Here is a 13,763-nt window from a genome sequence, read left to right on the forward strand (position 1 = left end):
GCCGAGGGATTACCAGACGATGTGGTAATCCCTCGGCGTTACTCTGGTAAAACGTAGTAAAATTTTACTACGTTTTAAGCATTATTACTGAGTTCGATTTCTTCTCCCTGTTTGTTAAAGAACTTAAAGTTAACAATTCCTAACGAACTGTCCTTAATTACTTTAACCCAGGTTTTGTATTTCATATACCATTGCACTTGTTTAGAGTAAATACCCTTAGTGTAATAGGCATATAAAAGCGGGTTCATAGAAATCGATATACCCCGTTCATTTTGCTTGGTCAGGATATAATCGAGGTTGTTTTCGATTACATCCGTGACTAATACGCTGGCCTGAATGGTACCCGTACCGCCACAGGTTGGGCACACCTCCCGCGTCACGATATTCATTTCGGGCCGAACACGCTGACGCGTAATCTGCATGAGCCCAAACTTGGTCAGCGGCAGAATCGTAAACTTCGAGCGCTCTGGTTTCATTTCATCACGCATGATGTCTTGCAGAAGTTTTTTATTCTCTGCTTTCTTCATGTCGATGAAGTCGATGACAATAATGCCACCCATGTCGCGTAGCCGAAGCTGCCGGGCAATTTCTTTGGCCGCTTCCCGATTCACACTAATAGCGGTTGCCTCCTGATCTTCTTCGGAGTTGGATTTATTACCGCTGTTAACATCAATAACGTGGAGAGCTTCGGTATGCTCGATGATCAGATAACCACCACCTGGCAAACTTACCGACCGGCCAAACAGCGATTTAAGCTGTTTCTCTAACCCTAATGCCTCAAAAATTTTCGTTTTGCCCGTATAGAGCTTTACGATTTTTTCTTTTTCGGGAGCTATGGTATGAATATAGTCCCTGATTTCGTCGTACGATTCACGCGTATCGACAGTAATGCTCTCGAACGACTCGTTGAGCATATCACGCAGGATCGACGAAGCCCGGTTCATTTCGCCCAAAACCCGGTCACGCGGTTTGGCTTCGCTCAATGATTTAATGGCCTGATCCCACTTGGCTAATGAGTTCTGCAGGTCGCGGTCGAGTTCTTCGACGTCTTTGTCCTGAGCAACCGTTCGAACAATAACACCGAAATTCTGCGGTTTCAATGACGACATGAGCCGCATCAGCCGCGACCGTTCGGCACGGTCGGTAATTTTTTTGGAAAGGTTTACGCCATCTGAGAATGGCACCAGCACTAAATAGCGGCCGGCAATTGATATATCGCAGGAAAGGCGTGGACCTTTGGTTGAGATAGGTTCTTTAACTACCTGAACCAGGATGGGAGCGTTTTTCGTCAGTACCTTATCGATTTTCCCAATTTTTTCGATAGGTGGCTCAAGCTTCATACCACTGAGCCGCCCGGTTGTGACGCGCTTGGCGATTACATCTTTGACCAGTTTGTTGAGCGAATTAACATTCGGCCCCAGATCCTGATAGTGCAGGAAACCATCTTTTTCGTGACCAACGTCAACAAAGGCAGCGTTGAGGCCAGAGGATAATTTCTTGACTGTTCCTAAGTAAAGATCGCCAACGGTGAAGCTGCTGTCTAACTCTTCTTCGTGATACTCCAGCAGTCTCTTGTTTTGCAAGAGCGCAATCCGATCACCTTTCTGAGTAGAACTGATAACTAATTCATTACTCACAAGATGAATACGCGGTTAAAAAATGGCTGAGTAAAAAAATAGAAGCCACGTTCGGGCTTTACAGACCGGCCGAGGCTTCCACTAAAACAAGTTTACAGTTTACAGCTTACGGTTTATGGCTGGTTAATGTATCCAAAGATACGTGTATCAACCAATCATAAACCGTAAGCCGTAAACTGTAATCCTATTTTTTCTTATGCCGATTTTTTCTAAGCCGTTTCTTCCGTTTGTGAGTAGCAATCTTGTGCCGTTTCCGTTTCTTACCGCAAGGCATAATCGATAAATATTTTTAATGGTTGAAAAATTGTGTCGGCCAAACCACCCGGTTAAGCCCTAAAATCAATGTATAATGAAAAATGAACAATGTATTAGGAGGGAGCCAGAGCCTTTCTCTGATGTACATTGTTCATTGTACATTCGTTATTTTAGCCGTTCTTCATATTCCTGAACAGCCGCCAGAATCTGCGGGTCTTTCTCCTGCTTCTTCACTTTCGCCAGCACTTGTCTGGCTTCAGCCTTCTGACCCGCTTCGGCTAAACTTACCCCTAAATAAAACTGCGCTTTCCGGCTGGCAGGGTTTGTAACCAGAATTTGCCGGAATCGTTCGATAGCCCGCTCATACTGATTCGACCGCATGGCCAGTAAACCTAAATTAAACAGAGCCAGTTCATTGGTTGGGTCCTGTTTAATAACTTCCCGAAGCAGCATAATTCCCTGCATTGGCGTGTCGGTATTGACATAGGTCATTGCCATATTGGCTTTTGCCGACAGCAGGTTTGGGTTTTTGGCTAATGCCTGCCCGTAATAATCACGAGTTTTCTGGCCGAGCATTGCTGTTTTCTTTTCATCAACGGCAAAGCTGTAGGCTTCAAAAAAAGCGTCGCCGGCCCGCAGCAGATTACGCTCGCTGGGAACCGATTTCACTAGTTCTTCTGCATAGTAGGCCGCACTATCATAGCGCGTAATTTCGTGCAGAAGGGCAATCAGTTTTTCGCCAATAGCTTCTTTCTGGGTAGAGTTGGTTTTTGCAAACTCTGTTTCCAGCAGGGTGAGCTGTTTTTGCTGCTCGGCCGATAATGGTTTTTCGTGTACAGAAGAACCATTGTTCGAGGCCGTAGGCGTCTCAGCCTTCGACGAACTGGTGGCAGGGGCCTGCATACCACGACCACCAAGCTGCTTGTTATCATTTCGTACGACTACCTTTGGTAAGGAGTACAATCCTACCGTGAGGGCCGAAGCCAATACGATAACAAGCAGCACGGATTTATTCATCATGGATGGTCGTCACGGGCAAATGCCTGGACTGGATTTTTCAGCCCTTACACCGTTGGAGCTACGTTGATTACTCAGCAGCTACTTTGGCTTTTTCGCTGGTTTTTACTTGTTCAACAAAAACCTTGGCAGGTTTGAAGCTCGGAATAAAGTGCTCGTCAATTACCATAGCGGTATTTTTCGAGATGTTCCGGGCTACCTTCTTCGCGCGCTTTTTATTGATAAAGCTACCGAACCCTCTCACATAAATGTTCTCTCCCTCGGCCAATGAGTCCTTAACTACTGAAAAGAAGGTTTCCAATGTGTTTGTTACTTCTGCCTTATCAATGCCAGTCTTATCGGCAATCTCGGCAATTACATCTGCTTTCGTCACGACTTCTTAAACTTTAACGTTTTCTGTGTTGTTGAAAATTCGGGTCTCAAAAATGGGAGCACAAAGGTAGGGCTTTCCTATAAATTTAAAAAGTCTGACCTTCCATTTTTCCTGCTAACGTTCTATTTTTCTGTTTTATTTTGGATTGGCAATCAGACCTTAACAAAACTGAAGTCACCTTCGCGCCCGTATTGGAGAGGTGGTATGAAGTTCATAAACGCGACCTGCCGTGGCGGCATACCCGCGATCCGTATCGTATCTGGCTATCGGAAATAATCCTTCAGCAAACCCGCGTAGTACAGGGAAAACCCTATTACGAACGCTTTGTGGAGGCTTATCCGACCGTAGCTGATATGGCCCGTGCCGACGAACGTGAACTGCTTCGGTTGTGGCAGGGGCTGGGGTATTACTCCCGAGCCCGCAACTTACATCAGACTGCTCGCTATGTAACTCTTCAATTGGAAGGCAAGTTCCCTTCTTCCTATCATGAGTTATTGAAAATGAAGGGTATAGGGGCTTATACGGCTGCTGCTATAGCTTCATTTGCTTTTGGTGAGCGGGTTCCGGTGGTCGATGGTAATGTATACCGGGTACTGGCTCGTGTATTTGGCATAACAGACGATATTACGACAACGGCAGCCAGGAAGACATTTGCCGGTTTGGCCAGTCGACTGATTCAGACGGCCGACGATCCGGCTACGTACAACCAGGCCATCATGGAGTTTGGGGCTATTCATTGTACACCTGTAGCGCCTGATTGTCTGCTTTGTCCGCTCCAGCAAGCCTGCGTGGCGTACCAGACGGGTCGTCAGCATTTGTTGCCCGTGAAAGCAAAGAAAGGGCCTGTACGGGAACGCTTTTTTGAGTATCTGGTTTTCCGGCATAAGGGCAAGTTTGCTATGCGAGAACGATCGGCTCGTGATATTTGGCAGAATCTCTATGACTTTTATCTGATGGAAACCAGCGGACTGCCTTCTCCGTCTATTTTAGCGGGTGAGCTGGAGTCTTTCTGGCAGAAATTGTCGTTACCTGAACCAGTCCTTAAGGCTGTGTCGCAGGGTACTTTAGTGGCTCCATCCGTTGAAGCCACGCAATTACTCTCGCATCAGCGAATACGTGCCCTATTCTATCTGATCGATTTGCCGGAAGAGGCTATTTTCCTTTTGCCCAGTGATTTACACTGGTTCGATGAAGAGGGCGTAAGTCAACTACCTAAGCCGGTATTGATTACAAACTATTTGAAGAATCTGCTTGGATAAGTCGGTATAATTTGGTATCTTTAATCTTCTTAAACGCCACATAAGCTAATTCGTAACACCAACAATACAAACAGTATGGCAAGTCTTAATAAGATGATAATAATCGGTAATCTGGGTGCTGATCCTGAAGTACGCTACCTGGATGGCGGAGCTGTGGTAGCTACCTTCAACGTTGCCACTACCGAGAAATTCACCAACCGAAATGGGGAGAAAGTGGAGCAGACAGAATGGTTTCGGATTGAATTATGGAATGAACAGGCCAAAGTGGCTGAAAAATATTTAAAGAAAGGGAATTCGGTTTATGTAGAAGGTCGGCTACGGACCGAAATCTGGACGGATAAAGAAGGGAAAGAGCGGACATCGTTGCGTGTTCGGGCCAATACCATGCAGTTGCTGGGTAGTCCCAATAGCGATCGGGGCGACGAAGTACCCTATGAAGCGCCCCGCCAACAGGCTGCACCTGCTCAGCCCGCGAGTGCTCCTCGCCCACAGGCTGCACCAGCGCCCCGTCAGCAACCCGCCCGTCGTGAGCCGGAACCTGTGCCTTTTGAGAGCAACAGTGGCGATGATGATCTTCCTTTCTAATCACCGCCTGAATGCTCTATTGTTGAACGAGAACTGATATACATGGATCCTGGTGACCCACTTCCTCGACAGGTGCTCCCAGCCGTAGATGGCTGGAGCACCTATTTTGATTTATACGCCCCCTATACGGCTTTGATTTTACTGCTCCTTACGCTGGCTGGTCTGGTATCGGCTTCGGAGGCAGCTTTCTTCTCGCTTTCACCCGACGATCGTGCCTACTGCCGGGAGAGTGCTACAGGGCCTGACCAACGAATTGCCCAGCTTTTGGAACGACCAAAGCGCTTGCTGGCTTCGCTGGTGATTTTTAATAATCTGCTCAATGTCGCTATTGTCGTTATTGTTACCTATCTGACGTGGGAGTTCTCCCAAACGATAGCCAATGCTAACTGGTTATTGGCCGGGATCGCTTTAGTTACAACGATAGCTATTGTTTTATTCGGGGAAATCGTTCCCAAGGTATATGCCAGCCAAAATAACCTGGCCGTCGCTCGCAAGACGGCTGCCTTGGCCCAGATTGGCCTGATGGTTTTCCGTCCGTTTGCTATGATGCTGGTTAATCTGAGTAATCAGGTGGATAAGCGGATCCAGCGACGGGGGTATAAGCTATCGGTAGAAGAACTGAGCCAGGCGGTTGAACTGACGGGGGTAAATGCCACGGTTGAGGAAAAAGAAATTCTTAAGGGCATTGTTAATTTCAGTAATCTGACGGCCAGGCAGGTGATGCGGACCCGGCTCGATATTTCGGCTGTCAGAGATCAATTACCATTTGGTGAACTGCTGGCTCAGATCAATGCATCGGGCTATTCCAGAGTGCCAGTTTATGGTGAGTCGCTGGACGAAATAGAGGGAATTCTGTATATCAAGGATTTGCTTCCGCACATCCATGAGTCGGACGAATTTCGGTGGCAATCGCTGCTGCGTCCGGCTTATTTTATTCCGGAAAATAAGAAAGTAGACGACTTACTTCAGGACTTTCAGAAGCGTCGGGTTCACATTGCTATCGTCGTTGATGAATATGGGGGAACCCGTGGTCTTGTGACCCTTGAAGACATTATCGAAGAAATTTTTGGCGACATTAATGACGAATTCGATGAAGAAACTCCCGTAGGCTATCGACGCGAAGATCCGCAAACGGTTGTGTTCGAAGGCAAAATGCCACTGACCGATGTATGTCGAATCCTTAATGTGGATGCAACTACGTTTGAGGACGTGCAGGGGGATAGCGAATCGCTGGGAGGGCTACTACTCGAACTGTTTCATCGTCTACCGAAAGCAGGGGATGAAACCCAATACGACGGATTTGTTTTTCAGGTGCTATCGGCTGATGACAAACGGATCAATGAAGTACGTGTTCGAAAAAACAAGGCAGTTGCCCAGGAATAGTTAAAAAAAACGGTTATTTATTAAGCTGGTTTCGGTTAGACCCACAAACCACGTCCCTGATTATAATCGAGGCTCATCTGCCGGACTTCTTTGGCCGAGTAAGTCATGAAGCCAATCTTCCGAAGTTGATGAAGACGCCTTTTCTCAAGCCCCGACAGGCTGCCATCAATTAAAGCGCCAAAGACAATGAGCCGCTCCAGGCTACGGCGTACCGTAACGGGGGTATTCGATACCTGTTCGGTAAACGTATCGGCAACAGTGGTTTCGCCCCGAAGCTCAAATCGGTCTTTTAGGGTTTCGGTAAGCAGAAAGTGGGCATAGTTGTAGGGGCGATCCAGAACGGAAATGTATTGAAGGGCTTGCAGGATCAATGGGCGGAACTGATCATTTTTGCCCCATTCTTCATACAGTTCGTGGACAAATTCACGGATTGTAATCGGTGCCATTACGCGTACCTGAGCTTCGTGCAACACCTGCCTGGAAGCCCAAAGATTCCATACCGCATAAATGGGTAACCCGATAAAATCTGAAGCGGGTTGGCCAAGAAAAGGTTGGGTGATGAATCGCACAACCAGCGCCGTCAGAGAGGCTTTTACAACATTTAGTAGAAAGAAAAGGGTAAGCCCCCAACGAGGCATGGTCAGGTAGGGGTCGATACCAAATCGAAGAAAACCTGGCTGCGACTTTTCGAAAGCGGCTGTTGCCAGCGCCTGTAAATGACGTTCGTACTGAGCATCATGAGCCCGGGGAAACTGGCAGACTTCCATGATGGTTTTTGCCCCCCAGCCATTTATAGCCAGCAACAGATTGATTTCCAGATACACCAATAGCAGGCTGTAGAGCGCTGTAATCAGGGGCAGTTCATAGGCATTGCCAAACAGCCACACCGTCGTTTTGCTGAATAAATCAGGCCAGGTATACTGGGGCAGATAGAGTAGTAAGCCACCAAACAATCCCAGCAGAGCGGCCATAGTGAAGGTTATAAGCTTGGCACGTCGAACGACCCGCTGTTCAACCGTATTGAATACAAACGGCTCGTCGCTGGGGTGCGGTATATCAAGTGCCTGCCGCAAGTAGCGTAAGGACAGGTGGTCGAGTGGACCCGTGCTGTTGTTCGGAGGCCGGGTAGACATGATCGTAGTTTGTGACAGTGAGTTATGCGTTTAACAAGGAAAATACCCAGGTTGTTGGAAAACAATGGTATATAATTAATCGACTTTGACAGAGCGGTTAATCTTCCTGCTTTGGTACATAGGTAAATGCGCTCCCAAAGCCTCTTTACCACCTAGTGGATAAATGCCCTTCTCCTATGAAACACATACATTTTCTCGTTGGCTGCCTGTTGGTGGGTCAGCTACACGTATTGGGCCAGGTTGCCCCTTCGCCCAGCGCAATGCCTGTTCCGCAGCGCACAAAAGACGAGATGACCAATGCCGCCAGAACATTCCTGGCGACACTTACGCCCGAGCAGAAGCAGAAAGCAACGTTTACTTTTGGCGATGAAGAGCGATTCAACTGGCATTTTGTGCCTCGGACCCGGAAAGGGTTGCCATTGAAAGAGATGACAGCCGAACAGCGAACAGCGGCTATGAATTTACTCAAAACAGGCCTGAGTACGCAGGGGTACGACAAAGTAAACGCCATTATCGATATGGAAAATGTGCTTCGGGTTATCGATAATCGGCCACCGAATGATACCTATCGTGACCCGGAAAATTACTCGTTCACGGTTTTTGGTGATCCATCCAGCAAAGATCCCTGGGGTTGGCGGATAGAAGGCCATCATCTATCGCTGAACTTTTCGAGTGCCGATGGTAAAGCATTGGCCTATACCCCTACCTTTTTTGGCAGTAACCCCGGCGTTTTGCGGTATGATACCCAAATGGCCGACAAGCGCATGTCGGACCCACGCGTGAAAGACCTTCCACAGAAAGGCCGGGAAATTCTGAAGCAGGAAACAGAACGGGCTTTTGCTTTGCTGAAAACCCTCTCTGATGACCAGCGGAAGCAGGCTGTCCTCGATCCGGTAGCCTATCCCGAAATTGTAACCAGCAACAAGCGGAAAGCATCACTGGAAAAAATGGATGGGCTGAAGTTTGCCGATATGAATTCCCAACAGAAAAAACTTTTTAAGGAATTGCTTCAGGCTTATCTGGCCGCTTACCGGATCACCCTGGCCAAGCAACAGATGGATAAGCTGGAAAAAGCTGGTTTGGATAACCTGCGATTTGCCTGGGCTGGTGATCTGACGCCAGAACTGGGTGCTGGCAAAGGCTGGTACTATCGCATTCATGGCCCAACCATTCTGATCGAATATGATAACACTCAAACGAACGCTAATCATATCCATACGGTAGTTCGGGACCTGACCAACGATTGGGGCGAAGATGTACTGGGCGAGCATTATCAGAACACCAGTCATAAGTAGGCGGCTGCTTAAACTGGATAAACAATGGCCTTCGGAATGTAGTGTTTTTGCGAAGGCCATTGTTTATCCAGTCGACCTAATAATCATTTAACAACTTTTAAGCCTTTTTATAGGGTACTTCTTCGTAATTTGTGAAGATTATTTGTTATCAATTCATGAAGAAACTCCTTATTAGCGCGTCGGTCTGTCTGTTTTCAATAGCAGCCATGGCGCAGCAAACGCAGTGGTATCTGCAAGATAAAACCGATAACACGGCCGGAATTAGCGTGGAGCGTACGTATCGTGAACTCCTGAAAGATCGTAAACCTACGCCTGTCGTTGTGGCCGTCATCGATGGCGGTATCGATACAACCCACGAAGACCTGCGCCGAATTCTGTGGGTCAATCCGAAAGAAATTGCCGGGAATGGCAAAGACGACGATAAAAATGGCTATGTCGATGATATACATGGCTGGAATTTCATAGGTGGAAAGGACGGGCGCAATGTTAGCTACGAAACGGCTGAAGTAACCCGGTTGTATGTACAGCTAAAACCGAAGTACGAAGGGAAAGACCGGAAAAGCCTGAAGCCTGATGAGCAGAAAGAGTACGATCAGTATGTGAAGGCGAAAGAGGAAGTTGAAAAAAATCAGTCGAAATATAAGGCTGAATATCAGGGAATCGGTCAGTTTTATAGTCAGTATTCGTCGGCGGTTGAGAACCTTAAAAAAGCTTTGCACGTCACGAAGCTCGACACGCTGACCCTTCGTAAAGCCGCCGATACCCTCAGCGACGCGGCCATGAAGCGGCCTGTGTTGGGGGTACTTCGGTTGTTGCGTCAGCAGGGGGCTCCTGATGCTGACGTAGTACTCGGTGAGCTTGAGAAATACAACGAGCAGCTAAAGTCGCGTGCCGAATACAACTACAATCCAGATTTTGACGCCCGCTCCATCGTTGGCGATAATCCAAATGACCTGAATCAGCGCGATTACGGAAATGCGGATATTGCCGGTCCTCGTCCCGACCACGGTACCCACGTTGCGGGGATCATTGCTGGTGATCGCACAAACAATCTGGGAATTATGGGCGTCGCGGATGCGGTAAGAATCATGGGGGTTCGGGCCGTACCGGATGGTGACGAGCGCGATAAGGATGTGGCCAATGCCATCCGATACGCGGTCGATAATGGGGCTCAGATCATCAACATGAGTTTTGGGAAAGATTATTCACCCCAACGCAAAGCGGTTGAAGATGCGGAGCGGTACGCGCTATCAAAAGGGGTACTCATGGTCCATGCGGCCGGAAACGATGGAAAAGACATCGATACGGCGGCTAATTACCCCGCTCCGCGCTTTATGGATGGAACGGCTATTCCAAATGTGATTACAGTAGGTGCCAGTGCCGAGCCCAACAACGCTGAGCTGATCGCCAGCTTCTCTAATTATGGCAAGCAGAACGTCGATGTGTTTGCTCCTGGGAAAGATATTTACTCGACTGTACCGGGTAGCAAATACGAAAACAATAGCGGAACCAGTATGGCATCGCCTGTAGTAGCGGGGGTGGCGGCTGTTTTGAAAGCCTATTTCCCCAAGCTGACCTATGCCGATATTAAACGTATTATTCTGCAATCGGCAACGCCATACACGACTAAAGTAACCCGGCCTGAATCGAATGATTTAGTAGCGTTCAATACCTTGTCGAAAACGGGTGGTATTGTGAATTTGTATGAGGCTGTAAAACTGGCTCTGGCTCAGGAAGCCGCGTCGGGTAAAGGTAAATAATCGAACAAATTGCCTAGTCATAAAAAAAACAATAGCCTGTATATCAGGCTATTGTTTTTTTTATGACTAGGGGGTTGCCATCCCGATGCAGGAGGGCTGACATAAGGCACTCGTTACGGCCCGATTAGGAAAAGTTTAACGGAGCGCTTAGTTAAGGCGTATTGACCTCGATAACTGGATTGGAATCTAAAAAATCATTTTTTGATAAATCGACTGGTTTGCGAGGTGAGTCCATCCGTCAATTGAAGAATGTATAATCCTGGGGGTAAGTCTCCAACCGAAATGGCGCCTTCAAACTGACCGTTAGGGGCGGTTAGAGATACTTGGTGGTGCTGGAAAACACCGTGCAGGTCAAATATGCCAATTTGAACCTGTTTGGACGCTGGATTCACGTAACGAATCGATAGCGTCGTTTCAGCCGGGTTTGGGTAAAACATAATTAGGTTAGTTGGGTCGGGGTTAGTAGCTGTAAGGAGGGCGGCTGTGCGAACCGAGCGCAGGGTTGACCAGCCTATGCAGGTGTGTTGAGTAACCTGAACTTTATAATTACCAGCCTGAGAAACGGAAAGACGATACTCACGGGCATTGGCAATGGCCTGATCGTTTCGATACCACTGATATTGATACGAGGTGTCGATAGGGGCTTTTAAGGTAACGGTCGCTCCCTGGGGTAGGTATAAGTCCGTTTCTTCGGGTAATAACGTAAGGCTATTGACAGACGAAGAGAGAATGATGGTTTCATTGGAAAGAACCTGACAGCCGTTTTGCGAGACGCGAACCTGGTACCGGCCGGGCTGGTTTGCACTAAGCGTGCTGGAATGGACGTTGTCGAGAATTGCGCCGTCGCGTAGCCAGTCGAAAGTGGCTCCGGTGAGTGTACCTCCCTTCATGGGGCCGACGGCCAATGGCACCTGGCTATTAGTACTACAGAGTAACTGGCTGCCAGCGGGTGTTAGGCCGATTTCGGCATTTCGAAGCGAGATCGTTACGGGATCAGAGGTGGCTGAACAGCCGTTCTCGGCCGTGATACGAAGTCTGTATGAACCAGCCTGAGCAGCCTGATAGCTCGATTTAGTTGCGCCAGTCAGGAGCGTATCGTTCCGAAACCACTTGTATTGCGTAGCTGCCGATGTCGTGTCGGACTGTAAAAGCAGCGTAGCGCCCGGACAAAGAGTTGTATCCTGCGTCGGGACAATCCGGGCCGATAGTTGGCAGTTTATTCGGTAAAGACCACTGACAATAACCGAGTACGGCTGGCTTGAGTAGGTCATTTTACCCTTGTGCGAAACGGTGATGGTATACGTTTTTCCGGGTACTGGGTTCGCAATGTATACCTGCTCTACATTGTCGCGGATGTTATCGCCACGCGTAGCCGCCTGAGCAGGTTGTGCCGGATTCAGAACAAACGGCATGGCTACCTGTTGGCCGTCGCTCACACGCAGGTCGAGGTCATTCACAAGCTTTGGGGTTCGGCTGTTGACCAGAGCCGGCGTAATACTGGTTGCGGTACCTTCAGGATCCGTCCAGGATAGAGTGACTATGAGCGGCTCGTTGCCCTGGGCTACAATCGACTTGGTGAAGGTACTGTTGGGCATCAAACTTTGCTCCATAAAAAGATGGGCCCGGTCGTTGTTTAATAAGACACGGGCGGCCGCTTCTGTATTTAGTAGTCCCCAACCCTGGCGGTAATCGGGTCCGGCTTCGGGGCTGGGTCGACTGGCTGTATGGAGTACCAGCCCTTTCAGCGTGGAGGCCCGCAGAAATTGCCCGCCCGATACAGCTCCGGCAGCCCGCTGGCGTGTATACAATTCCTGAAGCAAGAACAACGAACCTGATACATTGGCAGAAGCCATCGATGTGCCACTGTAGGTTCCATAAGCGTTCGAGCTGCTACCTAATGATGAGAATACACCCGTCCCAATGCCCAGTAAGTCGGGTTTGATCCGGCCATCGTCGGTAGGGCCCCAGCCACTATACGAGGCTGATCCGACAAGTACAGGCTCACTTGGGCCAGAATACGTAACATTGGCAGCACCAATTGTCAGGACATTTTTAGCGGTTGCGTCGGCCGGAATCACATCATAGGTATCATTTCGGCTCCGGGCGGCTGTACTCTGCACATCCGTATTTTTTAGAAAATAGGCTGTACCATCAGGAGGGCCGGTTTCGGCTCGCTTGTTATCGGCCGAACGAACCATCAGGAAAAATGGATTATTGTAAGCCAGTTTATCCAGGTCCTGGGTCTTGGTCGAATAGAAGCCGAACAGATAATCTTCAGTCGCGCTGATGGATGGCGTGCCCCACCATTCCCACTTCAGATCAGGGTTTATGCCCGGTCTTGAGTCGTTGTATACCCAGCCTGCTACGGGACCATAGGCATGATTAGAGATGAGCAGATTAGGAGCGGCAATAGTCAGTTCGCTAATATCGTCGGTGTAATCCCATACGGATAATTGTGCACCGAAGGCCATTCCTTTGGCGTTGGCATTGACGCCCTGGGCTACCAGCGTACCCGCCAGATGGGTCGTGTGATCGTTTACCGAGGTTACGTTGTCTTTCTGATTGATTTTGGCACTTCCATAAGTAGTACCTGCAAATTCCTGATGGGTGTTAAGCACTCGACCACCATCCCATAATCCCAGCCGGCCCGCCAGTAGTGCCGAACTGCCCGACAAGGCAATTCCTAATGAACCACCACCCTGTAAAGCCTGCGTCCGGGTGCCTTGAGCCGCTTCTACATTATGCAGCGAATAATAAACGGGTTGCCCCAGCGGATCAATTTCCTGAAGGGTAAGAACGCGTTGATTGGAATAATTTTTGCGGATAGGCCAGTGATAGCGACGTGCAAATTGACGTGTTTGTTCGCGGTTCTTTTCGTATCGTTTAAGTAAATCGGTTTGCCAATTCGGTACGTCGTGCGGCTGAGAAGTCTGTGCCCAGACAGCGCTACAGGCTGCGCCTGTAAAAAACGCCATAAGTAGACACCGCAGCAGGCCCAAACCCCTGAGATTGATACGCTTTGCCTTATAATACGCAATTGACGTGTGCCTGTAGAGCCGTTCCAGA

Annotated in this window: 10 protein-coding genes; 5 read left to right on the forward strand and 5 right to left on the reverse strand. The window is 48.7% G+C overall.

The genetic code is table 11. The annotated features are described in order from the left end of the window. Positions 1–74 precede the first annotated feature (74 nt). The 3 genes from B153_RS0114490 to B153_RS0114500 all read right to left on the reverse strand — a co-directional run bounded on the left by B153_RS0114490 (position 75) and on the right by B153_RS0114500 (position 3,282). Entirely contained in the window at positions 75–1,637 is a 1,563-nt protein-coding gene (locus tag B153_RS0114490; RefSeq protein ID WP_020597450.1) for an Rne/Rng family ribonuclease, read from the reverse strand. A gap of 420 nt (positions 1,638–2,057) precedes the next feature. Continuing rightward, on the reverse strand, positions 2,058–2,909 hold the full coding sequence (locus tag B153_RS0114495) for a tetratricopeptide repeat protein (protein WP_026262161.1): 852 nt from the start codon (positions 2,907–2,909) through the stop codon (positions 2,058–2,060). Between the two features lie 70 nt (positions 2,910–2,979). Beyond that, positions 2,980–3,282 (reverse strand): HU family DNA-binding protein, encoded by a 303-nt coding sequence (locus B153_RS0114500; RefSeq protein WP_020597452.1) that lies wholly within the window; start codon positions 3,280–3,282, stop codon positions 2,980–2,982. Positions 3,283–3,422: 140 nt separating this feature from the next. Here B153_RS0114500 and mutY point away from each other — a divergent pair, with 140 nt between their 5' ends. The 3 genes from mutY to gldE all read left to right on the forward strand — a co-directional run bounded on the left by mutY (position 3,423) and on the right by gldE (position 6,509). Then, positions 3,423–4,541 (forward strand): A/G-specific adenine glycosylase, encoded by a 1,119-nt coding sequence (mutY, locus tag B153_RS0114505; RefSeq protein WP_026262162.1) that lies wholly within the window; start codon positions 3,423–3,425, stop codon positions 4,539–4,541. A 75-nt stretch (positions 4,542–4,616) separates the two neighbouring features. Next, the gene (locus B153_RS0114510) at positions 4,617–5,126 is read left to right on the forward strand and encodes a single-stranded DNA-binding protein (RefSeq protein WP_020597454.1); all 510 of its coding nucleotides are present in this window, start codon (positions 4,617–4,619) and stop codon (positions 5,124–5,126) included. A 42-nt stretch (positions 5,127–5,168) separates the two neighbouring features. Further along, complete coding sequence (gene gldE, locus B153_RS0114515) at positions 5,169–6,509, forward strand: gliding motility-associated protein GldE (RefSeq protein ID WP_020597455.1); 1,341 nt, start codon at positions 5,169–5,171, stop codon at positions 6,507–6,509. Positions 6,510–6,544: 35 nt separating this feature from the next. Here gldE and B153_RS0114520 read toward each other — a convergent pair whose 3' ends face one another. Next, a complete protein-coding gene (locus B153_RS0114520) occupies positions 6,545–7,642 on the reverse strand; it encodes an LBF_2804 family protein (protein ID WP_020597456.1) in 1,098 nt (365 codons plus the stop codon). Positions 7,643–7,818: 176 nt separating this feature from the next. Between B153_RS0114520 and B153_RS0114525 the strand changes: the two genes are divergently transcribed. Both B153_RS0114525 and B153_RS0114530 read left to right on the forward strand, forming a co-directional pair. Beyond that, positions 7,819–8,937, forward strand: a complete 1,119-nt coding sequence (locus B153_RS0114525; RefSeq protein WP_020597457.1) for a DUF3500 domain-containing protein — start codon at positions 7,819–7,821, stop codon at positions 8,935–8,937. Positions 8,938–9,092: 155 nt separating this feature from the next. Beyond that, positions 9,093–10,697, forward strand: coding sequence for a S8 family peptidase (locus tag B153_RS0114530; protein ID WP_026262163.1), 1,605 nt, complete (start codon positions 9,093–9,095; stop codon positions 10,695–10,697). A 194-nt stretch (positions 10,698–10,891) separates the two neighbouring features. On the opposite strand, the gene B153_RS0114535 is transcribed toward B153_RS0114530, so the two are convergent. After that, positions 10,892–13,672 carry a S8/S53 family peptidase gene (locus tag B153_RS0114535; RefSeq protein ID WP_020597459.1) on the reverse strand — a complete coding sequence of 927 codons (2,781 nt, stop codon included), beginning with the start codon at positions 13,670–13,672 and terminating at the stop codon, positions 10,892–10,894. Positions 13,673–13,763: the final 91 nt, after the last annotated feature.

The organism is Spirosoma panaciterrae DSM 21099 (assembly GCF_000374025.1).
GTDB lineage: Bacteria > Bacteroidota > Bacteroidia > Cytophagales > Spirosomataceae > Spirosoma > Spirosoma panaciterrae.

Bases quoted from the DNA above. Each gene is read 5' to 3' on its own strand.
- B153_RS0114495 (WP_026262161.1), bottom strand. From the start codon at position 2,909: ATGAATAAATCCGTGCTGCTTGTTATCGTATTGGCTTCGGCCCTCACG.
- B153_RS0114510 (WP_020597454.1), top strand. From the start codon at position 4,617: ATGGCAAGTCTTAATAAGATGATAATAATCGGTAATCTGGGTGCTGAT.
- gldE (WP_020597455.1), top strand. From the start codon at position 5,169: ATGGATCCTGGTGACCCACTTCCTCGACAGGTGCTCCCAGCCGTAGAT.
- B153_RS0114520 (WP_020597456.1), bottom strand. From the start codon at position 7,642: ATGTCTACCCGGCCTCCGAACAACAGCACGGGTCCACTCGACCACCTG.
- B153_RS0114525 (WP_020597457.1), top strand. From the start codon at position 7,819: ATGAAACACATACATTTTCTCGTTGGCTGCCTGTTGGTGGGTCAGCTA.
- B153_RS0114530 (WP_026262163.1), top strand. From the start codon at position 9,093: ATGAAGAAACTCCTTATTAGCGCGTCGGTCTGTCTGTTTTCAATAGCA.
- B153_RS0114535 (WP_020597459.1), bottom strand. From the start codon at position 13,672: ATGGCGTTTTTTACAGGCGCAGCCTGTAGCGCTGTCTGGGCACAGACT.